Source organism: Roseivirga misakiensis, assembly GCF_001747105.1.
In the GTDB taxonomy this organism is placed as follows: Bacteria; Bacteroidota; Bacteroidia; order Cytophagales; family Cyclobacteriaceae; genus Roseivirga; species Roseivirga misakiensis.
In genome coordinates this window covers 769387-795507 of record NZ_MDGQ01000005.1, presented here as the reverse complement: position 1 = coordinate 795507, position 26121 = coordinate 769387, and the positions used below count along the sequence as shown (strand labels likewise).

The window sequence follows — 26121 nt, the reverse complement described above, 5'->3', positions numbered from 1 at the left end:
ATGCAGGAAATTACAGTTGAAGAATTAAAGGCCAGAATGGCCAATGATGAAGCCATTAACCTCATAGATGTACGGGAAGAATGGGAGTTCGATGAAGATAACATCGGTGCTCAACTGATGCCATTGGGTGAGATCCCAGTTCGAATTTCTGAAATCGACCACTTGAAAAATGAAGAAGTAATTGTTCATTGTAGGAGTGGTGCCAGATCAGCCAAAGCCCTAAAGTATTTGACATCTCAAGGGTTTACGAACGTGATTAACCTAAAGGGAGGAATTATGGCTTACCGAGAGTCATAATTATCGATCAAAAACTTCAAGAAAAGGAGCTGCAGCTTCAGTATGGGTTTCCCCAAAACTGATCAGTCCGCCTTGGTGCCCAGCCATCGCGATCACCTTCATTTCTCCTTTTGGTGTTTCCTTAAATAGCCTATGAATTTCTAGTGCCATCTCAGGGGTGCCATAAGGTATATTCTCAGCCGTGGTAGGCAAGTCCCCTAACCATTTAAGCCACTGGGCATCGTGATGAATATGAATCACGGCATTTATTATAGGGTCGGCCTCATAAATAGCCGCATGCGTTAAAGACTCTGATGAAGCCTTCACAGGGCCGAAACACGTTAATGCGTTTTCTTGAATATTATACTCCTTGACGATTGTGTAATGATCAATTCCCAAACTATCAATATGACCTGTTTGGGTACCTGAAATGACAAACTCCTTATCACCGATTTTCTGGCTTATATTCCCGAAACCGACTTTGTACTGCTTATCGTAGCCAATGAGCCCCAAAGCATACATATTATCTCGCCAAAAAAGTAGTTCTTCTAAACCAGATAGGTTGGGAGCAGCACCCTTAATCCATTCCAAGTCGAATTTGATATATCCATCATCCATTGGAAGGTGCTTTTTCTGGAAATAAAGTCAACAAACCTTCACTACTTGCCGAACAAATGCCTCGCTCCGTAATCAAGCCTGTCACTAATCTTGCTGGTGTCACATCAAAACCATAATTGGCCGCAGGAGTGCCAGTAGGGCTTAATTGTACCTTTTGCATTTTTTCACCCGTCCAACCCCAGATAGACGTTACCTCTTCTCCACTCCTTTGCTCTATGGGGATTTCCTTTAATCCATCATTTAAATCCCAATCGATCGTTGACGAAGGTAGTGCTACATAAAAAGGTATATTATTATCTTTTGCGGCTAGTGCTTTAAGATAGGTTCCAATTTTGTTTGCAACATCTCCCTGAGCGGTGGTTCTATCCGTACCGACAATCACCATATCCACCATTCCATGCTGCATTAAGTGTCCACCTGTATTATCCACGACAAGCGTATGTGGTACCTCTTGCTGTAAAAGTTCATAAGCAGTGAGGTTTGCTCCTTGGTTTCTTGGACGCGTTTCGTCTACCCAAACATGAATTGGGATTCCCTCCGCTATGGCCTGATAAATTGGAGAAGTGGCAGTTCCCCAATCAATTGTTGCTAACCAGCCAGCATTGCAGTGCGTGAGAATATTGATTGTTCTTTGGTGCTTTTGATATAAATTTCGAATGATATTTAGGCCATGTACCCCAATGTTCCGACAAACCTCAATATCATCAGCTTTGATTTTATCAGCCATAGTCAAGGCCTTTTGAACACGCTCGTTTTCCGAAAAGTCCATTAGTTCTTTCATCATCAAATCTACCGCCCAAGCCAAATTCACGGCTGTCGGTCGAGATGCTTTCAAAGTATTGGCAGCTTTGATAAGATGGTCGTTCGAAGGATTTTTTAGACACGCCAAATAAAGTCCGTACGCAGCCGTCACACCAATTAATGGAGCACCGCGAACCACCATATCAGAAATGGCCTTAGCCGCTTCATCTACTGAATTTACTTCATATACTTCCATTTGGTGTGGTAACAAGCGCTGATCGATCACCTCGATCACCTCTGGATTATTATCCTTTAACCATATGGTGTGATAGTGTTTACCTTCTATTTTCATTTTCTTAATTAAAAAGCTCGATTATGCTTTCATTATCCTTGAGGTGATGTGTATGCAAGTGGCAACTTTTAGCAGTTATTACATGATCTATCGTATCATCTATAAAAAGGGTTCTGTCGGGAATAACACCTGAATCCTTAATCACATACTGGAAAATGTCTTTATTCGGTTTCCGCATTCCAACCTCATGCGAATAGTAAGTTTTCTCAAGCAGTTCATCCAGTGCATTATAACCGAAATGTTGTTTGAGCCTCTCTGTAAAAACTGCCAAGTGAATAGTATTGGTATTACTCAATAAGAATATTCGTTTCTCAGACTTTAGTTTTTCCAGCAGCCTAATATTCTTCACAGGAAAGTCGAGAATAATCGAGTTCCAAGCCTCATCAAGTTTATGATCATTTAGAGGAATAGGCAAAAAGGACCTCAGCCCATCGCGAAACTCTGAAGGACTAATAGCACCAGTTTCTAGGTCGGTAAACAAAGAACTTTGGGTGGCTTTAGAATAAAGTGCCTGAAAATTAGGGATACCCAACTGCTTAAAAGCCCGAATTGGGGCATCATGATCAATATTGAGGATAACGCCTCCTAAATCGAAAATAATGTTGTCTACTTCAGAAAGATCTAGGGGCATTTCATGTTGTTTAATTAACAACAAATATGTAACATTGCAGTCCAATTTTCAAGGGTATAAAATGCTTTTGAAAAGAGCCTATAACCTGCCTACCGCAGGCAGGCTCATTTGGAATATAAATAGGATTTTATGTAAAATCTTAGGGCCTATAACTCAGTTGGTTAGAGTATCTGACTCATAATCAGAAAGTCCCTGGTTCGAGCCCAGGTGGGCCCACTTGACAATCAGACAGTTACGAATGTAACTGTCTTTTTTTATGTCCTGATTTTCTACATCTTGCGTGCTTTTCGCGTGCTTTTTTGTGACCAAATTTGGACTGTATTAGTGTCGGTTAAATACCCCATTTTCAAAGCCAGATAATACATATTTACAGTATTAATAGTCCTCTGCTTCTTATAGTCCTGACCCAGATATTTGCATTTCAAGAGGTCTACAACAGCAATTAGAGGTGCCTGAATTGACTTTTTTGAATTCACACAATAAACTTCCTGATGTTTTCTAAGTAAGATCGGCTCACTTTTACCACATCGTCATTGGTCATTACCACCTCATATACTGAAGGGTATTTATACACTTCCTTGATATAGCTGACATTAATAATGGCCGAACGATGAACTCTTGTAAAGTGTTGTGGATTTAGTTTCGATTCAAGTGCCGAAATTCCGTAGTTGCTCAGATGGCTACCGGTAGAGGTGACCAATTTAGCGTAGTCTCCATTTGCCTCTATCCGTATGATTTCTGCAGCCGGTATATTGATGAGTTTTTGCCGTACAGAAACGAGAAGATTCGTAAGGTAGGTCTCCTGTTCATTCAAAGAACTTACCAAACTATGAATCTGCGTAAGATAGTTTTCCGATCGTTGATCGACTAACTGTATGGCTTCCGCAAACCGCTCACGCGTATAGGGTTTTAAGAGGTAATCCAATGCATGTACTTGAAATGCCTGAAAAGCATATTCATCATAGGCAGTCGCGAAAATGATTTGAGGCATGTGATCAAGCTTTTGTAACACCTCAAAACCGGTGAGTCCTGGCATTTGAATATCCAGGAAAACCAAATCTGGCTTAAAGTTATTAATGGATTTGACCGCATCTACCCCATTATTGCACTCATCCAGTAGCACTAAGTCTTCATAGTCTTCAAGATATTCCTTAACAAGTGATCTTGCCGGATCTTCGTCATCAACTACAATTACCTTCTTCATGATATCAATTATGACCTCTTAAGTTAACAGAAAAGCGGACTACCAAACCGCTGGGTTCATTATGGGAAAGTTCTAATCCGTGTCCATACATTTTTTCAAGGCGTTCATGTGTATTTGATAAGCCTACCCCTTTGGTAAACACATCCTCTTTCGACTCCAAATCTATTCCGCTGCCTGTGTCACTGACTTCTACTTGCAAACCCTCCGCGCCTTTGCGTATAGATACCATCATTTCTCCTCCGGTTATCAATGGAGAGATGCCGTGCTTGACCGAATTCTCAACGATAGGTTGAATAATTAATGGTGGAATCAGAGCAGACTGGATATCTTCATCGACAGATATCTTATAGCTTAGTCGATTTCCAAATCGTTCTTTCTCAAGGTCAAGGTATTTAGTCACAAACTCTAGTTCATCTCTTAAAGGCACCAATTCTGCTCTTGAGGCTTTCAATTGGTATCGAAATAGGTCAGAAAGTTTGGCAATCATATTTCGTGTTTTCTCGGCACTTGGAGGAATTGACGCGTTGATTGTATTAAAAACATTATATAGAAAGTGAGGGTTTAGCTGGGCTTTCAAGGCACTCAATTCACTTTGGAGCCTCATTTGATTTTGTTCTGCGATCACCAGGTCTTTGGTTCTCATCTTCGAGTAGTAGTCATAAATATGAAAAATACCGAACTGGATAATGTAAAAAAGCCCTGTGATATAATAGTCCCAGATTTGGCGTGCTCCCTTTACATAGAACAACCCAAGCTCTTCACACAGAGGATAATAGACCTTCGCCCAGACCACCGCAAATAAGGGCAGTACAATCAAATGAATAAGCACCTTCTTCCATAATGGTTGGTCGTCCAATTGTTTAAAAAGCAAAAACCAAATGGGCAACGTAAGGATAGCCTTCAGTGAAAAGTTGAGGGTAATCGTCAGGTAATTGGGATTAGTACCATTATCTATTGCGATGGCAATGAAATAGGTGATTGCAATAAAAACATATACTATAGCAATCAGCAGAAAGTCCTTCCTCGTCATGAACACTAGTCGTTTTTTGATTCAATAATCTCAAGAATATACCATTTACTAAAGTTAATTCAGACGAACTGCCAAATAAGTCGATGAATTGCAAGAAGGCAAACCAACGGCCTATTTGGTCATGCACCGATAAACACTTTAAAGAAAACTGGACTACCTCTACTTTCGGATCAAATTTAAAAGGTAAAAGAAATGAGACAAACCAATTTGATCCAAGTGTCCTTAGTTTTGACACTGCTTATCACCCACTTCAGCTTGAATGCGCAAAAAGTCAACTCAAACGCTATTCATATAACCAAAAAAGAACAAAGCGGTATCAATCCAGGTCAACTCATGTTTAATGGAGTGGTAATTCCAGAGGAAGTCAAAACTAGGTCATGGTTTATTCCTCCCCTTTTCGACCTATTTCAGTACAATACAATCGAAGGTTTTGTTTTCAACCCCCGAATTTCTTTAACCCAGCAACTGTCCGATGAAAAATTCATAGCCTTCAAACCAAATCTCAGATATGGATTTGGAAGTGAAAAACTCTTAGGCAAAGTCTCGGCTATTTATTACTACAATCCATTACAGTTCGAATCATTAACCATTAATGGAGGAAATTTTGTAGAGCAGTTTGATGAAAACAGCACACTCACCCCATTTGCCAATAGCTATTCCACATTGCTCTCTGATCGTAATTTTCTGAAAATATTTGAATCAACATTCCTGGAAGTGAGCCATAGCTTCTCTCCTTTAAAGAATATACAATTGTCAAATCGGGTATTTTGGGGTAGTCGCAATCCATTACGAAACCTTGAAAAACTGGATAGCACCAAAGAAGGGTATACCTCGAATATCCCACTAAACAATGAATTAGGAATGGTTGAATTCGATTCACATAAGGTTTTCTATCAAGAAACAGAGATAAGGTGGCAGCTAGGGCTGAGCTATGAATACAGAAGAGGTGCCTTTAAAAGTACAAGTCAGTACCCTGCCATAATTTTAAACTACAAGTCGTCACATGATGGTGTATTTAATTCGAGCTTGTCCTATCAGCGTATTTCTCTTGAGTTAGAAGGCAAGATAAACCTAAAGACTTGGGGCATAGGCCAGTTCCGTTTTGAGGGGGGTGATTTTTTATCAGCCGACTCTCTAAGTCTCATAGACCTGACTCATTTTCAAGGAAATAGAGTAGCTTATACGGCTTACGAGCCTGGTACCTTTCAACTGTTGGATTATTATTCCTTCAGTACACCTGAAGGCTTTTTTAGAGGACATTACCTGCACAAATTTGACCAATTGACCCACAGACGTGGCATTAATCCATTTCAACCTTTTATTGATGTTAACTTTTTGAGGACAAGTGATGTAAGTTATTTCGAATTAGGTCTGGGGCTACAAGGAATGGCAAGGCCCTGGCGAATTGGTCTCTATAACAGCTGGATAGACGGAAGACATGATCGTATAGAAATCAGGTTTGGGTTTATTATATCAGAGTTATGATTCTATCGAAAAGCGTTATTGTCTGTAAGTTGAAGTCTCGTTTTTAAATTACTTCTGATGACCTACAAGCCGTACATTCCTATGATAGTTTTAGTCTAGGAATTAAAAGTGATTAATTCATTAGAAGCGAAACATTGAATGGGCTTTCTCATAATCAGAAAGTCCCTGGTTCGAGCCCAGGTGGGCCCACTTCAAAATCAGACAGTTACGAAAGTGACTGTCTTTTTTTATGTCTTAATCGCGTGCTTTTCGCGTGCTTTTTCCAATCAAAAACAGCCTATATGATACTTAAATCAATTATTAAGGATCCCCGATCTTGACAGGTTGACATCAGCACTTATCATCAAAAATTAAGGTCATTGTACTACTCAAATCTTCTTCTGATCCGTTCTCTTTAGTCCTAAATCTCACCACTTCCCTATTAACAACTCCTGAATAACATATTCGGACGATTGGTCAATCCTCTGAGCCCACTTTTGTTTTCATTAAATACGAAAACAGAAAGCAAATGAAAAATTCAAACAACAAACAGGTATTGGCCAGCTATTTTGAGGCATTTGGCCGGGGCGATATGGTGGCTGTTAGGTCCCACTTTCACCCTAACTGTAAAATCGTAAGTGTCCGTGAAGCAAGCAGAGTGAATGGCCAGCTACATGGTAGTTATCAGGGGCTGGAAGAAGCCGAAACCTTTTTAGGTAATATCGTTAGCCTTTTCGATACGCAGAGCTTTGAGGTGAAGTCTCTCATGGAAGCAGAAGAGAATGTGGTGTATGCGCATGGCAGCTTTGTCCATAAGGTCAAAGCCAAAGGCAACATGTTTGAAAGCGACTGGGTACAGCGCTGCGTGATTGCCGATGGCAAAATATTGGAATATCGTTTTTACGAAGACTCAGCTGCTTATGAAATCGCTGCCCATTAAGCCTCAAAATCGCAAGATTATGAATACGCTGATTCTGATGTCACTAGCAGTGCTTACTGGCTTTATGGTGGTGCTTCAGGGCGGGCTCAATTCCCGTCTTGGTTCACTACTTCAAAGCCCGTTGCTGGCTGCCCTTTCTACGCTATTTTTCGGAGCAGTATTCACTTTTATTGCGGTGTTGGTTACCTCAAAAGGGTTCCCTACGCTGCATTTAAATGTGGTACCTACCTATCTCTGGTTTACCGGAGCCTTTTTCAGTTTTCTGGCAGTCACACTGTTTTACTACCTCATTCCAAAATTGGGCATAGGTACTGCAGTGGCATTCGGACTCTGTGGTCAGGTGATCTTTTCTACTCTCGCGGCTCATTTTGGCTGGTTCGGTTTGCCTGTAGAACCTATCGATGTCAAAAAGATGTTGGGCCTAGGCGCACTCATTACTGGTATTTTACTGATAAAACTGTAGAACATTCAACTTATGAAAAACTCAAATCAATCGACTAATAAGAATGTATTGGTCATCTACGGACACCCGGATACAGAAAGCTACAATGAGGCTTTGGCTAAGGCCTATATCAAAGGCCTTGATTCAGCACATGCCTCATTTGAACAAATCAAGATTCATGAACTGAACTTCAACCCCAATTTGAAATACGGCTACAGGCTAATTTCAGAGCTGGAACCAGACCTGCTCGAATCCATCGAAAAGTTCAAATCGGCCGATCATATTGTGTGGTTTTTTCCTATGTGGTGGTATGGCTACCCGGCTCTGATGAAAGGTTTTGTAGACCGCATTTTTCTACCGGGCTCATTCTTCAAATACCAGAAAGGTAAGTCATTTCCCGACAAGCTGCTGAAAGGCAAAACTGGCAGGATAGTGATCACCGCTGATACCGTGCGCTGGTACGACCGGTGGTTTATGAAAAGTCCGGCCATACAGCAATTCAAAAAGGGTACCCTACAATTTGTTGGTATAGACCCGGTAAAAGTCAATTACATAGCACCGATTAAAGATTCTGCACCGGGTTTTCGTAAAAAGTGGCTTAAAAAAATTGAGCTGCTTGGCCAAAAAGTAGCCTAATTCTTTAATCAAAAAAGTCCTGAAAGGTAATTCCAGACGATTGCTCAAAGGCACTTTATAAACTTTGAATCATTAAACAGCCCAAAGGGCATTTATTAACTTCAAGAAACAACAACATGAAAACAACAATGAAACTGAGTCTGGTGCTGTTAGTCATTATCAGTGCCTGCTCCCCTAAAATCAATTTTATCGGTAACCAGCATGCCCCAACCCAATCAGTTGATCTCTTCTTCGATGCAAAAGACATTGAAAAAGAGTATAAGGTAATGGGATTTATGCAAAATGAGGGCAGGGAGTTTGCGAATAACCCTGAGAAGATCAAGGCAGCTTTGATAGAAGAAGCTAAAAGACGAGGTGCTGATGCCATCCTGTTTGGAGATGGCTACAGCGAACTGGTAAACAGCTCAGATGGACTAGGTTTTGGTGACCGAAATGGAAAGGGTGACATCTTTGGCATGGGTACCAGTTGGAACAATCATGTCAAGGTATTCAAGGTAAAACTGATAAAATACCAATAGTATGAGTGGGCCATTATTGATCAAAAGTGTTACAGGTTGTCATTGTCCTAGATGTAGGCAAGGCAATCTGTTTCGATCCTCGACATATAACCTCAAAAGGTTCTCAGACATGAACGAGAAATGCGAAGTATGTGATCAGACCTTTATGCCAGAACCTAGCTTTTATATGGGAGCTATGTTTGTGGGTTATGCATTGCAGATAGGTCTTTTTCTGGCTACCTACTTTGGCATTCGTATCATCAACCCCAATGCAAACCTTGAAATATACATGGGTATAATGATTACATTAGTAATCCTGACACTACCCATAGTTTATCGCGTGAGTAGAAGCATTTGGATTCATCTGATGATAAAATACCAGCAGCAAATCGACAGTTTGACCAATCAATCCACAACAAATGAGAGCAGTAGTATATAAAAAATACGGCGACCCTAAGGTATTGAGGCTCACAGAGCTTGAAAAACCACAACCAAAAGCCAACGAACTGCTTGTAAAGGTAGAAGCATCTACCGTGGCGGCTGGTGATACCCGTGTTCGTGCTTCAGATTTCCCCGCCTTCTTCTGGCTGCCTGCACGTCTGATTTTTGGCCTCTTTAAACCCAAAAAGCCAGTTTTAGGCCATGAATTTTCAGGAGTGGTTGAGGCTGTAGGTGAAGAAGTAAGCCACTTCGAACCAGGAGATAGGGTGTTCGGCACGACTACTTTGCTCAAACAAGGCGCTTATGCCGAATATGTCTGTGTGCCTCAAAAGGCTAAAAACAGTGTAGTAGCCAAAGCTCCTGAAAGCATCGACCTGAAGCAAGCGGCAGCATTACCCATCGGTGCGATGACGGCTTTCTATCTACTGGAAAAGGCCAAGTTGCAAAAATCCAACAAAATTTTGGTTTACGGAGCTTCAGGTAGTGTTGGAACCTACGCAGTTCAAATGGCCAAAAAGATGGGTGCTAAAGTAACAGGAGTATGCAGCACAGCCAATGTAAAAATGGTCGAAATGCTGGGAGCACAAAAAGTCATTGATTATAAAAAAGAAGACTTTAGCAAGGTTAAATGCTCGTATGATGTGGTTTTTGATGCGGTAGGAAAAACTTCGAAATCCAAGGCAAAGTCGGTTTTGAATAGCGGAGGCCGTTATGTTTCTATTAATATGTTCACCTCAGAGAATACAGCAAAGTTAAAAGCCATTAGCCAAATGGTCGATGCTAGGCAGCTTCATCCATTTATTGACCGTGAATATCCGCTCGAGGAAATCGTAACTGCGCACCGTTATGTCGATACCGGCAGAAAAAGAGGTAATGTGTTGATAAACCTCAAGCCTCAGTAAAAAGTGTGAGCGTAAGCATTTGATGATGAAGGGCAGCTAGGTCCTTCTCTACCGGGCAAATCTCACCATAACTGTAGAATCCACTGATGGGAGTCTGACTTCCAAGTACCTGACGTGTTTGCTCAATTTCCTGGTCTATGTGTTGGTTGAATAAAAGCTTGCGGCCTATGCAGCTCACCATTAGGGCCATTTCGGGTGTTTTGCCTAGGTTGCTCAATGCTTCATTTGCTGCTCCTCTTACCCCTGCTAATAAGTCGTCAAAACGGGCCCTCATAAACTGTAACTTAGCACCTACAGGGGTGGGCTCCCCCAGTGTTATCGACTGATTAAATTCATCGGTATTGAACACGGTACGTACCACATGGTCTTCGGCTCCAGGCAGCCACACCGCCACAGGGTATAACAGGGCGCTGCCGGGCAAGCCATCGGCATCATCGCCTAAAAACTGTTTGTAGAGAGGCAAGGGAGATAGCTCACCCAGTTCTAAAATTTCACGCCCCTCAGTCTTGGTGATCTCGTAAGTCTCACCCAATTCACTCCAGCCCCCATGAGCCCCAAAGCCCACTTTGAGGGCATCGCCATAAAACCCAATGGCTACAGCCATGCTCTGATCAATGTCATCATTGAGACCTACCAAGGTTTTAGAAAAGTTAGCGCCATCGCCTGCCAGACCACCGCTAATACTTACATCTTTGTTTAGGTTAGCGTACATGCCTTGAACGAGATCAGAACCATTTACTAGCCAGCCATCGCCAAAAAGCAGTACATGCTTTAAATCGTTTTTGGAGAATTTACCAGCGAGATTTTTACCCAATGCAAAGCTCTTGTCCTTGTTTGCAAGCTTTGCCGAGTGAATGGCAAAAGGGGTTTTTTCCAGACTTACGGCCATTCCGGTGATGGCTTCATGTGTAAGCTCTGAAAAGTAAACCTCACCAGAGGTGGAGCAACTGATCACTTCTGTTCCAGGATACCCCTCTTCAACTGCGGGTAGCCAGTCAGCTGATTCAAGATTACCTCGTGAAGTAAAAACTAAAACAAAAGAAACCTGTTCATTGCCTGTTATATTTTTCTGAGAGTAACTAATTTGATTTCCCGCCACAAGAAACTGGTCTACTATCATGGTTTTGAATGGTAAGGAATAAAAATAAGAAAGCTACTTTGTTCTCTCAAAAGTCATAGCGTGATAAATCAGAAATCGATAGCAGTTTTACCCTTTAACAATACCAGTGGAGATATTGAAAATCAATATTTCGCTGACGGCATTTCTGAAGAGATCATCAATACCTTGAGTAAGATCAGTGGGTTGAAAGTGACTTCGCGTACTTCTTCATTTAGCTATCGAGATAAGCAGGTAGACGCAAGACACATTGGCAACGAACTGGGTGTAAGCACGCTGTTAGAAGGTAGTGTTAGAAAAGCATCCAAAAGAATTCGGATTGCTGCACAGCTTATTAGAACCGATACGGGGTTCCAGATTTGGTCAGAAAGTTTTGACCGAGAACTGATTGATATCTTTGACCTGCAAGATGAAATCAGCATGTTGATTGCTGAGAAAATTCGTGAGCATTTTGGTCACTTCGATATTCAGGACGATTTCAATACACCAAAAACCACAGAATCCGCTGCCTATGAGGCTTATTTAAAAGGGCGATACTATCAGCTTCAGTGGACCAATGAGAGTATTCAAAAAGCACAAGAGGCTTATAAGGAAAGTATTGAGATTGACCCGAAATACCCGATGCCCTATCTAGGATTAAGTCAAAGCTTTGCTCATTATGCAGCCTGGAGTCAGGTAGACAGAATGAAAGGTCTTTACATGGCGCAACATTTCATCAAAAAGCTGGGTAACGACTTTAACCACCTTGCAGATTTACACTACACCAAAGGGCTTTATGCCTTTATTGGTAATTGGAACTTTGAAAAGGCTCAATTTCACCTCTCTGAGGCGCTGAAGATAAATGCCAATTATGCGGAGGCTTTAGAGTTTCAGGCAGACCTCTGTAATGTATTGGGAGCATTTAAAGAAGCACAAACTTACATTAACCGGGCCCTTTCACTCAACCCCAATGCGTTGAACCACCACTACACCAAGGCCATTGGTTACTACTTGAGTGCAAAATATCAAGAAGCCATTAAGGCGCTGGATGGAGCATTATCGATATTGAATACCTGGCAGATGGCCTTGGAGTTAAAAGCACTTTGTCTGTTACTATTAGGTGAAGAATCGGCATTCCGGGTTACAGTAGAACAAGCCAAACCGGAAACACAGCAAGCCTTATTTCAATTGTGGCATGCCTATCATCAACAACAACCAAGTGATCTTGAAATCACCAACGCATATGATTTTTACCTGGGCATACCGGTGTATTTAAAGCTTTATAGTGGTCAGCATCAGGAGGCATTTGATCACTTAGTAGACTCAGTCAAGAATCGATCTGGCCAATTTCTGGGCTTTCGGTTTGATCCGTTGCTTTCACCACTGCGGGAGATAACTGACTTTAAAAAGCTGGAGGCTCCGTTCCTGGCCATGACTTTGGGCGAGGCAAAGAAAACAGATATCAAAACTGAGGAAGAGGTACTTACAGAAAGCGAAGTGGCTAGTTATTCCGAGGTTGTAAGACGGTTGATGTATGAGGAACGGGTGTACATTGATGCACATTTGACGCTTCGGAACTTAGCTGAGAAAGTCGAATTGCACCCCAATAAGCTCTCTTGGTTGATCAATCAGAAAATAGGTAAAGGATTCAACGAGTACATCAACGAATACCGACTCAAAGACTTTCAAGAACGAGCACTTGACCCAGCCAACAGCCACCTTACATTATTAGGTTTGGCCTATGACAGCGGTTTCAATTCCAAGTCCGTGTTTAACGACTTTTTCAAGAAAAAAACTGGCATGACTCCCAAGGCATGGGTAAAGAGTAACAATTAATCCGCTTTTCTATATAATCCGGTTTATCTTAGTCTAAAATTGTAAACTTGAAACGGATTTCTCCGAAAACAAAATTCAAAATTCAAAAGATCATTCCTTTTGGCATCATCTGGCTGCTGATGTCATGGGTTTTTCTATTTGTTGAATATGCTGCCGCGGGCTGGAAAGGTGCCGAAGATTCTGGAGTAATCGCTCTGACCCCTCGCATTGTAGCTTTTTCAACCTTCGCTGTCTTTTTTGTGGGCTTAGGAGTAGGGCTACTGGAGGTATTCTTTCTAGACCGACTTTTCAAGAAATACAGCCTCGGTCGAAAGGTCATTTTCAAGTTTGTATTTTATTTTTTATTCGCACATATCATCATTTTCATTTTTTACCCATTAGCAGGTGCGGTCGAAACAGGAGCCAGTCCTCTGGATGATCGTATTTTAGAAAAATTCAGTCGTTTCCTAGTGAGTGTCAACTTTATCAGCACCATGGTACAGCTTTCCTTTTCCCTGGTAGTGAGTCTGCTCTATGCTGCCGTAAGTGATAGTTTGGGACAAAATGTATTGATTAATTTCTTCACGGGTAAATATCACACACCAAAAAAAGAAGAGCGCATTTTTATGTTTCTCGATATGCGCGACTCGACTACGATCGCAGAAAAACTGGGACACGTAAAATATTTCGAATTGCTTGGCAAATATTACCAAACTATGTCTGATGCTATCATCAAATCATATGGCGAAGTCTACCAATACATTGGCGACGAAGTAGTGATTTCCTGGCCGATAAAAAGGGGTTTGGAAAAATCACGGTGTGTCAAATGTTTTTTCTATATACAGAATGATTTTTTGAAACAAGCCGAGACTTTTAAAAAACAATTTGGTGTATTCCCAGGATTCAAAGCCGGAATGCACATGGGTGAAGTAACCACTGGCGAAGTCGGAGCCCTTAAGACAGAAATTGTTTTCACAGGTGATGTGCTCAATACCACCGCACGCATCCAGTCACTTTGCAATCAATATAAGGCTGAACTGCTCATAAGCAAAGATTTGTATACTCAATTAGAAGACTATACCACTTTCCAATTCCATGAGCTTGGTAGCATGGAACTTAAAGGCAAACAACAGCAGGTAAGCATATTGGGTGTAGCACATCCTTCTTAGCCAAGAGCCCCCCCTTCTTGGACTTCAAAAAAGTCCGGTATTTCATAGTAAAAGTCCTGAAAAAGATTCCCGGACGATCTGGGCTTCCCAATGCCCCACCTTTGAATCATCAAACAATTTTTAAAGATCAAAAACTATGAAAACATTATTACACTCAATCATCGTACTCTCTCTTCTCTTGATCATCAGCTCTTGCAGCAATGATGATGACGCACCGACACCAAATATCTCTGGGGAATACACAACTGCAGAAGCTTTGCTGGAAACACATGGCTTTCAAGGGAGCGTTCTGATTAGAAAAGGAGGCACCGATTTTATGAGAAAAGGCTTTGGCATAGCAGATGCCGGAGCAGGCATTGCTAACGACCCATCGCTGGTTTACAGAATTGGTTCCATGACTAAGGCCTTCACCACAATGGGCATTATCAATCTCAAAAGAGATGGCTTGATCGAAAGCTTTGACCAGCCACTAAGTGATTTTGACGATGAATTTCCCCACGGTGACAAAATCACATTGAGACACTTGATGACTCATTATTCCGGGTTACCCGATTATATAGGCGTGATAGAAGAGGTTTACAGAAATCAGAACTTGTTCTTCACTGCAGAGGAAATCTACGATATCATTAAAGAATCTGCTGGTGAAGATGGTTTACTCTACGAACCTGGAAGCAACTTCTCCTACTCCAATTCAGGCTATCTCATTTTGGGCCTTCTTATCGAAGAGTTGACAGACATGGACTACGATGACTACATCGGTCAAAATGTAATGACTCCCTTGGGTATGAACCAAACCGGTAAAGGCGCAGATGACATTCAGGGAGCTGGCTTTGCCAAAGGATACAAAGATGGCCAACTGATAGCACCTTACTTGATGGAACTGGCTAATAGTGCCGGTGAATTTGAAAGTACCATTGCTGACCTGGAAAAATGGGGCGATGCACTGATGGGCAATGAACTCCTAACAGCGAATGAGAAGGCAGACTACTTTGCCGCTCCTTATACGGAAGACGACTTTTTCACCTCAGGCTTTGGCTGGTTCACTATCAAAATAGACGGCACCCTAGTCTACAATCATGGGGGCAACATCGATGGCTTTACCTCTATAATTGCTCTACTACCCGAAACCAACAGCATGATTATCCTGCTCAGCAATGTGGAAAACTGGAGCCCGGTCAATGAGGTGCTGGAAGCGCTGGTAGTCAACGAATTCTAAAACAATCATAATCAAGCCGGGCCACAAGCCAAATTACGGCCCGGCATTTTTTAAAAGCTGAAACTTAACAACTCATGAAAAAGATATTCCTCATCATACTACTGATTACCGGGTTCTTGTTAAACGCTTTGTCTCAGGAGAATAACCAAAAGCACAGGTTGGAACAATTACACCAGCTTTTCAAAACTTATACTGAGGAAGAGGTCATTCGCAATGCCTTCTTCCGAATAGAAACAGCTGACCAATCGATCTTAATAGATACGGTAGTCGGGAAGTTTGCCGATGGTGAGGAGGTCACCTTAAATACTCCTTATTACACCGCCAGCATCGGTAAGACCTTTACGGCTACAGCCATTACGCTTTTGGTAGATCAAGGGAAACTGGCTTTTGAAGATCGGGTGGCAGACCATCTGGGTAAGGTAGTTACGGGCCTGTCAGTCATCGATGGTGTAGATTATAGCAAGGAGTTGACGATTCATCATTTACTGAGCCACACTTCTGGCATGGCCGATTACTTCGAAGACACACCCATTTCAGGTGTAAACATGATGCAGAAGCTAATCACGGAACCCGATCATTTTTGGAAACCTATGGAGCTCATCGACTTTACACGGCAGCACTTCAAGGCTCGATTCCAACCTGGCCTAGGATACCATTATTCAGATACCGAATATGTGTTGCTCGGCCTTATCATTGAAAAAGTTACCAAAATACCGCTGCATCAGTTTTTCGAAAAGTACATCATCAATCCTTTGAGTATGGAGCTGACCAGTATGAACCTATGGTCGGAGCCTGTTAAAAGACCAGACTTTCCATTGGCCGAAATCTATGCTGGCCCCATTGAGATCAGCCGTTACCAGAGCCTCAGTGCCGATTGGGCAGGCGGTGCCATCCGCAGTTCTGGTCGAGACCTGAACGACTTTATTAAGGCTATTTTTCAGGGAAATTTAATCAGTGAGAGTAGTCTTCAAAAAATGCAACAATGGGTACCAGAAAGCAAAGGCACTTACTATGGGTATGGGCTTAGAAAGTGGGTATTAAATGAATTGAATCCTTCATGGCCAGCCCTCACGTTAATCGGCCATTCAGGCAGTACGGGAGCCTATATGTATTTCTGTCCGGAATTGGATATATACCTAAGTGGCACCTTTAATAACACAGATTACATGCAACAGCACATCATGTTCCTTGCTGAAATATTGATAGGAATTAGTACAAACTCAAAATAGCAGACAAATGAAAAAGGAGAAGATCTTAGTAGCCGGGGCAACCGGCTATTTGGGGAGGCATATTGTCAAGGAGCTACAATTTAAAGGAATAAACTTCCAGGTCATAGCTCGCACCAGCAATAAGCTCAAAGATTTAGGCCTGAAAAAGGGTCAAATCATTGAAGCTGAAGTAACCAAACCTAATACTTTGAATGGGGTAATGGACCAGATAGATGTGGTCATTTCTACTGTTGGTATTACACGTCAGAAAGACGGTCTTACTTATATGGACGTTGACTATCAAGCCAATATGAACCTGCTCCATGAAGCCAAAGCAGCAGGAGTGGCTAAGTTCATATACGTTTCGGTTATTGGTGGGGACCAAATGCGGCATTTGAAGATTATGGAGGCGAAAGAAAAGTTTGTAGACGCTTTAACACTGTCGGGCCTAGACTACACCATCATACGCCCAAATGGTTTCTACTCTGATATGAAGGACTTTCTCGAAATGGCCAAAAAAGGGAGGGTTTATCTTTTTGGAGATGGTGAATTCAAACTCAATCCAATTCATGGTGCTGACCTAGCCCAAGCTGTTGCAGACAGTATTGAAAGTGATCAAAAAGAGATTGAAATAGGTGGGCCGGATATTCTCACGCAGAATGAAATAGCAGCCTTGGCATTAAGAGCCTGGAAACGTCCATTGAAGATCAGTCATATACCCAATTGGGTCAAACGCATCTTTCTATCTGGCTTGAAAATTTTCACATCATCCAAAACTTATGGTCCCTTTGAGTTCTTTCTGGCCATGATGGCAAGAAATAATATTGCTCCACGTCATGGAATACATCGGTTAGAAAGCTTCTTTATGCAAGAAGTAGATAAACTCAACTAACAGATCGAACAGAGGACTTTTCTCACAACGGGTTTTTATTTCAGTTTTTAAAAAAATTTTAAAATGAGCCTTTCAGCAACTATTGACTTTCAACCTCAGGTGTTTCATTCAGGTCACCTGAGCCTCTTGGCAGAGCTAAATGATTCAGAACTTGATACCTTATCTTCTCACAAATCGAAAATCACCTACAATAAAGGACAAGTTCTCTTTTATCAGGGTACCAGACCGATGGGGCTGTTCTGTATTCACTCGGGTAAAGTAAAAGTTTCCCAAAATAGTTCGAAAGGAGGAGAACAGATTTTATATATCAGTAAACAAGATGACTTTTTAGGTTATCGTGCGTTGTTAAGCGAAGAGTATTATGCCGCAACCGCCACGGTCACGGAAGAAGCTTGCATTTCCTTTATTCCAAAAGAAGATTTTCTTTCTGCGATATGTTCAAACCCAGGCTTCCTTCAGAAATTGCTAAACGAGGTTTGCAAACACCTTGGACAAATGGAAAAGAAAGTGACCCAATTCTCAGCATATTCTGTCAGGGAAAGACTTGCAGGAACTTTGCTCACATTAAAGCAAACTTATGGGGTGGAAGGAACGAAATGCACGATAATTGATTTGTCATTAACACGGCAAGAGCTTGCTAACCTGATTGGTACTGCCACTGAAACATTAATACGATTACTCTCTGAATTCAGAACTGAAGGGCTTATCAGGCTCGAAGGCAAAAGAATAGGCATCTTAGATGAAAAGAAGCTGGCAAAAGAAGCTGACTTTTTTAGGGAAATTAGCTTTTAAATGATTCAGCTCTCTTCTGAGTACTTAAAACTAAATTATTTGCCTATCTCATCCCCGAAACTTCGGGGCAGAAAGTCCCTGGTTCGAGCCCAGGTGGGCCCACTTCAAAATAAGACAGTTACGAAAGTAGCTGTCTTATTTTATGCCTTACTTGCACGTTTTCTGCATGTTTTTATTCTTTCTAAATATCGTGTCAACTACTTTGAAAAGGCACTCTCAACTTCGAATAGATTAACCATATCGCCGACATTAGAATTAGTTCAGGCTCTAAATTTCCAAAAGGAATAAATCTCAAAAAAGAACCCTCTCTCTGTTAATCAGAGGGTCCTTGGTTCGAGCCCAAGAGGAGGAGCTTAAAAGACAGCCACTTACGTTTAAAAGCGCGAAGTGGCTTTTTTATTTGCACTTAATTTGCACGCAAGTTTAATTGCCTTAATACTTCCTCACTTCAGAAAGTGTTTGATTCAAAATAGGGAGTCCCAAGCAAATTCCAACCATTCGACACACTAATCACCCAAAAATGGACCAAAGTCGAAAAACGGTATAATCCCTTCAGCTCCACAGTCCTAACTTTCCTATCATATTTTTACTTAGGGTTTCTACAACGAACCATCATAAGTGCATCGGCTATCTCATGTACAGTCTTGCGCTGAGCGATCAACTTCAACACCTCAATATCTCTTGTAGTCAGACGTTCCATCAAAACCGATCGATAGGCCACCAATTTTCTGTGCTTGAGAGAATGTATTCATTAAAGAAAATCTGTGTGATTCCTCTCTTAGAAGTTTGGGAAAGCTTACTGTTTATGAACAGACTGGTGTTCATGCAAAAAACGAACATTGACACATGAACCAATCTATTCATTTGTTACTCAAAGCTTCCCTTTAAGAATCATCACCTGAATTTCTCTTTATATTCTCTAGTCTTTTCTATAAGGTCGATAGCCTCGTGGTAAAAATCATTCTTCCAATCAAATTCATAGACAATAAAACCATTGTAGCATTCTGTTGGGATGAGATCGAAGGCTTTGAGCGTCATTAAAAATCGTTCCATGCCGCCAAAAGGAAAGTTTCCAGTGGAGAACTCAACCACACCGCTAGTTTCATCGAATTTTTCAAGTTTATCCATATCCACCTCGAACGTGAACTCCAGATAGTTGAAAATACCCAAAGTATCGAACGCAAAAACACCCGCTTTTTTCTCGTCAAATCCAATATAGGATTCTAAAAATTCATTAGCATAATCGGGAATTAACTCGCGATACCGCTTGACTTCAGGTTCAACCTCCTCTCTCCATTTCTTTTTTAGCTCTTCCCATTCCCTATCAGTCATTCTATTCCATTCCTCTTCAGTAGATGGCCCCTCAATATCTTCCTCTTCAAATTCAAAGCCTGGCTGACGGGTTTTTAACATGTGGTCAAAAACCTTTTGGAAATCTGTAAACTTGGCTGGATCTTTTATATCGAATTTTATGTAAAGCATTTAATAATTCTAAAAAGCCTATGCTAAGATTGAGCAATAAGTAGAGCGTACCCTAAAGTACATATCCGTTTGTCATTCACTAGATCTTTATTCCAATCAATTAATCGATACAAAGCGGTTATTTTCATAGGTTCAAAAACAGAATTGGCCTTTGTTTTCAAGAATTCAATTGGCTTCAAACTTAACTCTTGTTCCTCTGATTTACTAAGCTTCAAACCTATACCATGACTGGTAAGCAACTGAGACATGCCTCTGCTTCCAAGAAACTTGACATCACCATCTGCCCTTCTGTAATCTTCTATCAAAAGAAGGTGGCCATATTTTGAGTTTTCAGAGGTTGATTCTAGTGAAGTACTCTCAGATATCCATAGACTCAATTTGTCTTGGACTTCTATTCTGCTTGCTGTAAGCGTTTCTTCATAATACACATAGTCTTTTTTGCATAACGGATAGGGAGCATGTCTTTTGGGTAAGAATTGATTGCTGCTTTTGATGTATTCGGCTACTGCAACGGATTTTTCATAAAGAGAGTAGACGGGTTTTGTCGGGGATGAGGTTGAAATATTTAACCCACCTACCCATTTCGGCCAGACAGAAAAATAATCTTCTTCGGTCTTAAAGCCCATTAATTGATCATAATAGGAGTCAATTCTTTTAGCATCAAGGTAGATATAGTTTTTCACACGTCTCTTTAATAACTTTTTTTCTCAAACCCTCGAGTAGGATAAGCTTCAAGGAAAAGTTCTTTGAAATAATCAAAACCTAAGAGCTTAGTGCCCCTGAAAGCCAACATACTCTCCACTTCCTTATCGAAATCCTCTTTATTCACCTGACCTGGTTTCAATCCCTGTTTTGTAGGAGGCGATATGGGTTTGCCCTCCTTTAAAGCACGCGCACGGTCAAGGACTTCTTTCATCCGAGCTTTTGATCCGGGTTTAGATGCATAGGCACCATTGTATGGTACCATTTCCAATTCTAGCGCTATAAATTTTCTCAGTTCTGAAACCTCAGCATCAATCTTTCCATTGACATGTAATAGTGTTTTCAAAAGTGGGTCAAAAACCTCTTTAAGGGACATCTCATCTGGTATAGGTATTAGAATGTGCCCTTTTTCCAGAATTCTATAAATCAGAAAACAAGGGAGCTTATTTTCATCTACTCCTCTTGGTAGCATTTGAGTGAGTTCAGCGGAGGTGTATGGTCTATAAAAGTCATAACTCCTATCACAATAATGGTAATAACCAGATGAATCTACTCGTGTTTCCCAATAGTCCCTGACTTCCTCCCCTTTTTTATTGTAATATTTTTCTGGACCAAAAGGATAATTGTGCTTTTCTAGCGGCCCTATGAATAAATTTTCATTTGAACTGCTTACATAATACGTGTAATCATCCCTAAAAGAACCATTTACATCTCTTTCATAATCAGATGCTCCCACCAAAACAACTTTTATTTTGCGTGAACCATCTCGTAAGTCTTCTATAACATAGCGTAGAAAGTCGGATTGGCTAGATCTGAAAACCCCTTGGTCTTTTATATATCTCAATGGAACAGTTCTTTTGTAGTTAAGTCAGATAATTTTAGGCAAGCGTACAATAAACTCGGTTCGTCTTTTCAAAAAATGGTTTTCAAGTTCAGTATCATTTTTTCTTGAAAGTGGCCAGTTTTATTTTGGCATGTTCATGGCCATAATCACTAGCTAGATCATAAAAGGCCCTCGCTTTGGAGAGATCTTTGGGATAGTCACTTGCAACACCTGTTTCAAAAAACTCTGCCACATTATAAAAAACATTCCCTATGATATCTTTATCATCTGTTATTTCGAATAAGTCACCATCGCGAATTAATTCCTCAACAAGCACTTCCATAATCAAGTTTCGGGCATTGTCCAAACCTATTAAGCCTCTGATGCCATTAATTCTTGATTCTCCATATGGTGCTATTGCATTTTTAAAGGCCAAGGAATAAGCGGCTTCTTCTTTATCTACTTCTACGCCATAGCCATTTTCAAGGTGGTATGCCAGGTTGCCAAGGGCATAGAAGTCTAATTGGTTGGCGGCCTTTTCATACCATTTTACGGCCTCTTCATCGTTTTTGGCTACGAACCTATAATATCTCCCCAAGCGCCTTTGCGCAACCGCATTACCATCTTCCGCTTGGTCGATTAGATTTTGAAGCCCGTAATTACTTACCCACTCTTTTACCTTATTACTGGGAACAAGTGTTTTATCCATTTCAGTGATTGAATTTTTCAAAGAACCATTAGCCACCCTTTGAAGCGCCTTGGTTACCAGTTTACCGGCTTCCATGTTTGTAAAGCTGATCGCAATTTTATTGTAGTAACGGGCTCTACCGGCTGGAGCAAATGCTTTTCCGATCGCATATTGATATGTCACATCTTCTCCATTAAACACAAGCTTAGCGGCTATCCCATTTTCTAACTCAACCTCTTTCAGGTCGGAAAATTGAAAACTGTACATATAACCTTTATAGTCTCCATATGCTGAAAAGTACCCGTAATTATAGGTGACTTTACTGCCGCTTATTGAAAAATTCTCTTCTTGCTCTTTCTTCTTATTATTGGCAAGCAAAATGTATGGCATATTTTCCTTGATGATTGAAATGTTCTCGATCGAACTAACACCTTGTGATTGGTCTTTGTCAATGAGAAATGGTAATACTTCTAGTTCTTCTTCCAAACCATACTCAGTGGCGGATGAACTAAGTGAAGGTAACGAAGATAAGTTGTGGGTTGGAACTGTGGTTGTAGTCGTAATAAGGAGAGTAATGAAAGATAGTATTGAGATTTTCATAAAATTGATTCTTTTATTTTGTTGTTGGGTATCTGCTCTAATTAGCAATAGATGTGCCAATTGAAAACTTAAATCTGTCTTAGAAATACAAGTTAAAAGCTCATGCCAGTTGAGCTGCTAAAAGATAAAGATGAAAAGTCCTATACACGAATCTCTTCAGAATCAGTCCGTGCAAAAGTGGAATAGCAAAAAAGAAGGATAACAAATAGAGATAGTAAAAATTTCATGGTTTTGATAGCGCGTTAAGTTTAATATTTATGTTGGATAATATAAGCACTAGGCTATTTGGAACCAACCTCTTCAACAAAAGTGCTGTCTTCTAAATGACCGGATAGACTTCAAGAAATTTTTCTTGAAATGATCAAAGCTTGTCAATGTCGCTCCCTCGAATTGAAAAATTCTGTCTCCCTCACAATCAGAAAGTCCCTGGTTCAAGCCCAGGTGGGCCCACCTCAAAATAAGACAGTTACTAAAGTAACTGTCTTATTTTATGCCTTACTTGCACGTTTTTCTGAAATTTTGAAGAGCCTATACGGCCTGTGATTGCTGTTTTCGAGAAATCTCCTCCTTGCGAATAAGGCAACCCTAAGCTTCATTCTAAAACTTCAGTAAACAGATGTTTTGATGCGGCTTAGGAATAAACTCTATTTTAGCAACAGCCCAAAAGAGTCCAGGAAGTCTACAAATCGGCCATCGGCTTTGATTTCTTCTTGAAAGCGTGGGTCTTTAATCAAGTTAGGAAAAGTCCATGGATCGGCACAAACGCTTTCAAAACTCACAAAGGAGATCGTATTGTCTGTTACTTGCTTGTAAAGGCTATAGGCTTTTTCTGGGGCAATCATATCTGCAGCCTGTACTAAAACGGCTCTTTCTACTGCACCAGTTGGGAAACTCTTATTCTGGATGACGGTTAAAGCAACTTCATCTAGCTTTTGCTTGGCCTTGGCCTCATCGCCTCTTAAGTAATCAAGTTTGGGTAGATATACATCGGGATTAAAAGTACAAACAGAATAAAGGTTAATGGGTCTGAGCACAATGTCTTCTACTTGCTGTAGTATTTGTTGTCCCATTTGCTTACTACCCATGGTCAATACCAATCTAGCCTCATTGAGGTTATCGTTGGCTACTAATGGGCAGACCCAGCCATTGTGGTCTACGGTATGCGCTGCCATATGACCATGCCACTTATTATGATAATCTTCAAACTTATTATCGAACATGGCCACCACCATGGCCTTATTTTTTACCGCCCTTTCATCCCAAGGAAACTCGGTAGTGGTGTTCTCGATGGTTGCTTTAAAATCGTTAAAAGAAGAGATCTTACCATCGCTTAGGAACTGATAGTATTTAGCTTCTACAGCATAATGCTTCTCTTCAGGATAATACTTAGCAAGCTTTTCTAAAACAGGTACCATCTTATCGTAATCGCCCATAATCTCATAGGCAAAGGTGAGCTGGAAGCTGATATATCCATTGTCCTGTGTCAGCGCAAAGGCCTTTTCTAAAGCAGCTTTAGATTTTAAGGGTTGATCAAACATAGTGTAGAGGAAAGCGGCCTCTTTTAAAGAGTTGTAATCACTTGGGTTTTGCTCTATTGTCTTCTCAAATGCGGATAGGGCACCTAAAGGGTCTTGTTCAATATTCTTTAGGATAAAAGCTTTGGATGCCAGTACGGCCGGATCATTTGGGGCTAAAGCATTCGCTTTTTCAAAAGCATCGTAGGTTGCTTGCTTGGCTTCTTCGGCCGCTTCTTTATTGTTTGGATCGTTCTTAAGTAAGTCATAGCGTACGCTTTGAATTTCAACAATCAAATTCCAGGCTGATGCAAATTTGGGGTCAGCTGCTACGGCTCGCTCCAGAATTCGTACACCTTCATTGTACTCTTCAAAGCCTGCATTGGGTCGTGTCACCACATGTCTACCGAGCAGGTAATCTTCATAGGCCTTTAAGTTATCCGTAGGTTTCGCATTTAGCTCGTCTTTCTCTTCTTGGCTTAGATTGGCTTGAAGTTGTTGCGCAATTTTGGTCGCCATATCGGTTTGTAGGTCGAAGACATCGGCCAACTCACCATCATAGATATTTGACCATTCTGTTTGGTTATTCTTGGCATTCACCAGAGAAGCCGTGAGTCGTACTTTGTCTTTGTTCCGCCTTACCGAGGCTTGCAGGATATAATTGGCATCGAATCTTTTCCCAATTGTACTGAGGTCTCCCTCGAAGCCTTTATAAGTCTCCATGGCCGAACGGGCAATGATCCGGAAATCCTTGACATTTGACAATCGAGAAACAATTTCCTTGTAGATACCGGTACTGAAAAAATCATCCTCCTCTGATTCACTTTCATCAGAAAATGGCAAGACGGCAATGACTTGAGTTTTAGCAGAGGTTTTGATCATGTCGCCCGTAAAATCATAAACTCGATCGACTACCAACAGTAAGATCAACAATACGAGTCCACCAATGATATAATGATTTAACTTTTTACTGGTCGCCTCATAGATACTCTTATCTTCAGAGATATTATCGGTTTTTTTAAATCCCGTGGGTGTCCATTCGTAGATATAGGCGAAGACGATCCAAAAGGGTAAGGCAATAATCAGGACAATCAGAGCAACTTTAGAGACACCATTACCTAGTTCCAAAATCGTAACCAGTAAAGCAATAATTTGGAGCAAAGCGTATGCGAAAACTACATAAGAGATAGTCGCTTTAATTACATTACGCCGTTTTAACTCTCCTATAAACTTGTTCATGCTTTGGTTGATCCGAATTAGCTAAACATAACACATTCAGCCTCAGTAAAAAAATATATTACAAGTGTATGTTAAGCTCTTATGAGTTATATGTCAGTTTTAACACGTTACGTGTGCAAAACAAATAGCATAGGAGTTATGGGTAGTATTCAGAGTTTTATTGGTGGGTGATATATTGACCATTTACTCAGTACGTTTGATTAAACAACTTCCAAAGCCATAGAACCATTAGCGTACCAAAGATACAGTGAGCTATCTGCGAATTCTTTGACTTCCTACTTCTTAACAGTGATTACATAATTGCCGGATATACCATCTATAAGGTTAGCTTCACCTCCCGAACCAGTAAATGTAAATGAAAACTGGAAATTGGTTTCTGTCAAATCATTAATTATGATTGTACGCAATCTATCCAAAGTTATTTCACCTGCCTCTTCATTAGCCCATTCCCAAGTTCCAGAAGCACTGAACAGCTCTCCGGCATTCATAGTATTGTAACCTCCATCCGTGAAAGAGAGTCCAAAATTCGGGTAATTAAGAGAGGCATCTTCACCATCAATGATGATACTGCCACCATTGGCCAGGTCCCAGGTACCTGCTAAGCGCTCAAAAGCCAGTTCTTGTGCATTTGGTGGCGCATCATCATTTCCACAGCTAAGATATAAGCATGAGATAAAAAGAAGGAGTAGATATCGTTTGGCTATTTTCATT

26 protein-coding genes and 1 tRNA gene are annotated in these 26121 nt (G+C 40.9%); 15 read left to right on the top strand and 12 right to left on the bottom strand.

The features are described 5' to 3' along the window. Window positions 1-297, top strand: a complete 297-nt coding sequence (locus BFP71_RS11205; RefSeq protein ID WP_069835557.1) for a rhodanese-like domain-containing protein — start codon at window positions 1-3, stop codon at window positions 295-297. Here BFP71_RS11205 and BFP71_RS11200 read toward each other — a convergent pair whose 3' ends face one another. From BFP71_RS11200 to BFP71_RS11190, 3 genes are read right to left on the bottom strand one after another with little or no spacing between them, the layout of a single operon-like run. Continuing rightward, window positions 298-894 (bottom strand): class II aldolase/adducin family protein, encoded by a 597-nt coding sequence (locus BFP71_RS11200; protein WP_069835556.1) that lies wholly within the window; start codon window positions 892-894, stop codon window positions 298-300. Continuing rightward, on the bottom strand, window positions 887-1987 hold the full coding sequence (gene mtnA / locus BFP71_RS11195) for an S-methyl-5-thioribose-1-phosphate isomerase (protein WP_069835555.1): 1101 nt from the start codon (window positions 1985-1987) through the stop codon (window positions 887-889). The genes BFP71_RS11200 and mtnA overlap by 8 nt, the downstream gene beginning before the upstream one ends. Before the next feature lie 4 nt (window positions 1988-1991). Next, window positions 1992-2618: an HAD family hydrolase gene (locus BFP71_RS11190; RefSeq protein WP_069835554.1), complete on the bottom strand. Its 627-nt coding sequence runs from the start codon at window positions 2616-2618 to the stop codon at window positions 1992-1994. Between the two features lie 142 nt (window positions 2619-2760). Here BFP71_RS11190 and BFP71_RS11185 point away from each other — a divergent pair. Beyond that, window positions 2761-2834 (top strand) — tRNA-Ile (locus BFP71_RS11185). A gap of 256 nt (window positions 2835-3090) precedes the next feature. Here the strand turns inward: BFP71_RS11185 and BFP71_RS11175 are convergent. Both BFP71_RS11175 and BFP71_RS11170 read right to left on the bottom strand, forming a co-directional pair. Continuing rightward, window positions 3091-3822 carry a LytR/AlgR family response regulator transcription factor gene (locus BFP71_RS11175; protein WP_069835552.1) on the bottom strand — a complete coding sequence of 244 codons (732 nt, stop codon included), beginning with the start codon at window positions 3820-3822 and terminating at the stop codon, window positions 3091-3093. A gap of 4 nt (window positions 3823-3826) precedes the next feature. Then, complete coding sequence (locus BFP71_RS11170; RefSeq protein WP_069835551.1) at window positions 3827-4852, bottom strand: sensor histidine kinase; 1026 nt, start codon at window positions 4850-4852, stop codon at window positions 3827-3829. A gap of 192 nt (window positions 4853-5044) precedes the next feature. Between BFP71_RS11170 and BFP71_RS11165 the strand changes: the two genes are divergently transcribed. From BFP71_RS11165 to BFP71_RS11135, 7 genes are all read left to right on the top strand, one after another. Further along, a complete protein-coding gene (locus BFP71_RS11165) occupies window positions 5045-6337 on the top strand; it encodes a DUF5686 family protein (RefSeq protein ID WP_069835550.1) in 1293 nt (430 codons plus the stop codon). Between the two features lie 508 nt (window positions 6338-6845). After that, on the top strand, window positions 6846-7256 hold the full coding sequence (locus BFP71_RS11160) for a nuclear transport factor 2 family protein (RefSeq protein WP_088125003.1): 411 nt from the start codon (window positions 6846-6848) through the stop codon (window positions 7254-7256). Window positions 7257-7275: 19 nt separating this feature from the next. Further along, the gene (locus BFP71_RS11155) at window positions 7276-7719 is read left to right on the top strand and encodes a DMT family transporter (RefSeq protein ID WP_069837051.1); all 444 of its coding nucleotides are present in this window, start codon (window positions 7276-7278) and stop codon (window positions 7717-7719) included. Window positions 7720-7731: 12 nt separating this feature from the next. After that, complete coding sequence (locus tag BFP71_RS11150) at window positions 7732-8334, top strand: NAD(P)H-dependent oxidoreductase (protein WP_069835548.1); 603 nt, start codon at window positions 7732-7734, stop codon at window positions 8332-8334. Window positions 8335-8450: 116 nt separating this feature from the next. Further along, window positions 8451-8852, top strand: a complete 402-nt coding sequence (locus BFP71_RS11145) for a hypothetical protein (RefSeq protein ID WP_069835547.1) — start codon at window positions 8451-8453, stop codon at window positions 8850-8852. Between the two features lies 1 nt (window position 8853). Beyond that, window positions 8854-9270 (top strand): DUF983 domain-containing protein, encoded by a 417-nt coding sequence (locus BFP71_RS11140; protein ID WP_088125002.1) that lies wholly within the window; start codon window positions 8854-8856, stop codon window positions 9268-9270. Next, window positions 9251-10174 carry an NAD(P)-dependent alcohol dehydrogenase gene (locus BFP71_RS11135; protein WP_069835545.1) on the top strand — a complete coding sequence of 308 codons (924 nt, stop codon included), beginning with the start codon at window positions 9251-9253 and terminating at the stop codon, window positions 10172-10174. Before BFP71_RS11140 ends, BFP71_RS11135 begins: the two co-directional genes overlap by 20 nt. Here BFP71_RS11135 and BFP71_RS11130 read toward each other — a convergent pair. Continuing rightward, window positions 10161-11294: an FIST signal transduction protein gene (locus BFP71_RS11130; protein ID WP_069835544.1), complete on the bottom strand. Its 1134-nt coding sequence runs from the start codon at window positions 11292-11294 to the stop codon at window positions 10161-10163. The two genes, BFP71_RS11135 and BFP71_RS11130, sit on opposite strands and share 14 nt — an antisense overlap. Window positions 11295-11354: 60 nt before the next feature. On the opposite strand from BFP71_RS11130, the gene BFP71_RS11125 reads away from it, so the two are divergent. The 6 genes from BFP71_RS11125 (at window position 11355) to BFP71_RS11100 (ending at window position 18362) form a co-directional block, all read left to right on the top strand. Beyond that, window positions 11355-13106, top strand: a complete 1752-nt coding sequence (locus BFP71_RS11125; RefSeq protein WP_088125001.1) for a helix-turn-helix domain-containing protein — start codon at window positions 11355-11357, stop codon at window positions 13104-13106. 47 nt (window positions 13107-13153) lie between these two features. Beyond that, the gene (locus tag BFP71_RS11120) at window positions 13154-14254 is read left to right on the top strand and encodes an adenylate/guanylate cyclase domain-containing protein (protein ID WP_088125000.1); all 1101 of its coding nucleotides are present in this window, start codon (window positions 13154-13156) and stop codon (window positions 14252-14254) included. A gap of 136 nt (window positions 14255-14390) precedes the next feature. Next, a complete protein-coding gene (locus tag BFP71_RS11115) occupies window positions 14391-15470 on the top strand; it encodes a serine hydrolase domain-containing protein (RefSeq protein ID WP_069835543.1) in 1080 nt (359 codons plus the stop codon). A 74-nt stretch (window positions 15471-15544) separates the two neighbouring features. Continuing rightward, window positions 15545-16699 (top strand): serine hydrolase domain-containing protein, encoded by a 1155-nt coding sequence (locus tag BFP71_RS11110; protein ID WP_069835542.1) that lies wholly within the window; start codon window positions 15545-15547, stop codon window positions 16697-16699. A 7-nt stretch (window positions 16700-16706) separates the two neighbouring features. Next, window positions 16707-17570, top strand: coding sequence for an SDR family oxidoreductase (locus tag BFP71_RS11105; RefSeq protein WP_069835541.1), 864 nt, complete (start codon window positions 16707-16709; stop codon window positions 17568-17570). Window positions 17571-17633: 63 nt separating this feature from the next. Beyond that, window positions 17634-18362, top strand: coding sequence for a Crp/Fnr family transcriptional regulator (locus BFP71_RS11100; protein WP_069835540.1), 729 nt, complete (start codon window positions 17634-17636; stop codon window positions 18360-18362). A gap of 894 nt (window positions 18363-19256) precedes the next feature. Here the strand turns inward: BFP71_RS11100 and BFP71_RS11090 are convergent. The 6 genes from BFP71_RS11090 to BFP71_RS11065 form a co-directional block, all read right to left on the bottom strand. After that, on the bottom strand, window positions 19257-19844 hold the full coding sequence (locus BFP71_RS11090; protein WP_069835538.1) for a hypothetical protein: 588 nt from the start codon (window positions 19842-19844) through the stop codon (window positions 19257-19259). Between the two features lie 23 nt (window positions 19845-19867). Continuing rightward, a complete protein-coding gene (locus tag BFP71_RS11085) occupies window positions 19868-20527 on the bottom strand; it encodes a hypothetical protein (RefSeq protein ID WP_069835537.1) in 660 nt (219 codons plus the stop codon). Window positions 20528-20535: 8 nt separating this feature from the next. Next, window positions 20536-21390, bottom strand: a complete 855-nt coding sequence (locus BFP71_RS11080) for a hypothetical protein (RefSeq protein ID WP_069835536.1) — start codon at window positions 21388-21390, stop codon at window positions 20536-20538. A 94-nt stretch (window positions 21391-21484) separates the two neighbouring features. After that, a complete protein-coding gene (locus BFP71_RS11075) occupies window positions 21485-22657 on the bottom strand; it encodes a tetratricopeptide repeat protein (protein WP_141719741.1) in 1173 nt (390 codons plus the stop codon). Between the two features lie 644 nt (window positions 22658-23301). Beyond that, window positions 23302-25410 carry a tetratricopeptide repeat protein gene (locus BFP71_RS11070; RefSeq protein WP_069835534.1) on the bottom strand — a complete coding sequence of 703 codons (2109 nt, stop codon included), beginning with the start codon at window positions 25408-25410 and terminating at the stop codon, window positions 23302-23304. Window positions 25411-25685: 275 nt separating this feature from the next. Beyond that, on the bottom strand, window positions 25686-26120 hold the full coding sequence (locus BFP71_RS11065; RefSeq protein ID WP_069835533.1) for a hypothetical protein: 435 nt from the start codon (window positions 26118-26120) through the stop codon (window positions 25686-25688). Between the last annotated feature and the right edge of the window lies 1 nt (window position 26121).

Excerpts from the sequence above, each read along its gene's own strand:
- BFP71_RS11205 (WP_069835557.1), top strand. The coding sequence starts at position 1 with ATGCAGGAAATTACAGTTGAAGAATTAAAGGCCAGAATGGCCAATGAT.
- BFP71_RS11200 (WP_069835556.1), bottom strand. The coding sequence starts at position 894 with ATGGATGATGGATATATCAAATTCGACTTGGAATGGATTAAGGGTGCT.
- mtnA (WP_069835555.1), bottom strand. The coding sequence starts at position 1,987 with ATGAAAATAGAAGGTAAACACTATCACACCATATGGTTAAAGGATAAT.
- BFP71_RS11190 (WP_069835554.1), bottom strand. The coding sequence starts at position 2,618 with ATGCCCCTAGATCTTTCTGAAGTAGACAACATTATTTTCGATTTAGGA.
- BFP71_RS11175 (WP_069835552.1), bottom strand. The coding sequence starts at position 3,822 with ATGAAGAAGGTAATTGTAGTTGATGACGAAGATCCGGCAAGATCACTT.
- BFP71_RS11170 (WP_069835551.1), bottom strand. The coding sequence starts at position 4,852 with ATGACGAGGAAGGACTTTCTGCTGATTGCTATAGTATATGTTTTTATT.
- BFP71_RS11165 (WP_069835550.1), top strand. The coding sequence starts at position 5,045 with ATGAGACAAACCAATTTGATCCAAGTGTCCTTAGTTTTGACACTGCTT.
- BFP71_RS11160 (WP_088125003.1), top strand. The coding sequence starts at position 6,846 with ATGAAAAATTCAAACAACAAACAGGTATTGGCCAGCTATTTTGAGGCA.
- BFP71_RS11155 (WP_069837051.1), top strand. The coding sequence starts at position 7,276 with ATGAATACGCTGATTCTGATGTCACTAGCAGTGCTTACTGGCTTTATG.
- BFP71_RS11150 (WP_069835548.1), top strand. The coding sequence starts at position 7,732 with ATGAAAAACTCAAATCAATCGACTAATAAGAATGTATTGGTCATCTAC.
- BFP71_RS11145 (WP_069835547.1), top strand. The coding sequence starts at position 8,451 with ATGAAAACAACAATGAAACTGAGTCTGGTGCTGTTAGTCATTATCAGT.
- BFP71_RS11140 (WP_088125002.1), top strand. The coding sequence starts at position 8,854 with ATGAGTGGGCCATTATTGATCAAAAGTGTTACAGGTTGTCATTGTCCT.
- BFP71_RS11135 (WP_069835545.1), top strand. The coding sequence starts at position 9,251 with ATGAGAGCAGTAGTATATAAAAAATACGGCGACCCTAAGGTATTGAGG.
- BFP71_RS11130 (WP_069835544.1), bottom strand. The coding sequence starts at position 11,294 with ATGATAGTAGACCAGTTTCTTGTGGCGGGAAATCAAATTAGTTACTCT.
- BFP71_RS11115 (WP_069835543.1), top strand. The coding sequence starts at position 14,391 with ATGAAAACATTATTACACTCAATCATCGTACTCTCTCTTCTCTTGATC.
- BFP71_RS11110 (WP_069835542.1), top strand. The coding sequence starts at position 15,545 with ATGAAAAAGATATTCCTCATCATACTACTGATTACCGGGTTCTTGTTA.
- BFP71_RS11105 (WP_069835541.1), top strand. The coding sequence starts at position 16,707 with ATGAAAAAGGAGAAGATCTTAGTAGCCGGGGCAACCGGCTATTTGGGG.
- BFP71_RS11100 (WP_069835540.1), top strand. The coding sequence starts at position 17,634 with ATGAGCCTTTCAGCAACTATTGACTTTCAACCTCAGGTGTTTCATTCA.
- BFP71_RS11090 (WP_069835538.1), bottom strand. The coding sequence starts at position 19,844 with ATGCTTTACATAAAATTCGATATAAAAGATCCAGCCAAGTTTACAGAT.
- BFP71_RS11075 (WP_141719741.1), bottom strand. The coding sequence starts at position 22,657 with ATGAAAATCTCAATACTATCTTTCATTACTCTCCTTATTACGACTACA.
- BFP71_RS11070 (WP_069835534.1), bottom strand. The coding sequence starts at position 25,410 with ATGAACAAGTTTATAGGAGAGTTAAAACGGCGTAATGTAATTAAAGCG.
- BFP71_RS11065 (WP_069835533.1), bottom strand. The coding sequence starts at position 26,120 with ATGAAAATAGCCAAACGATATCTACTCCTTCTTTTTATCTCATGCTTA.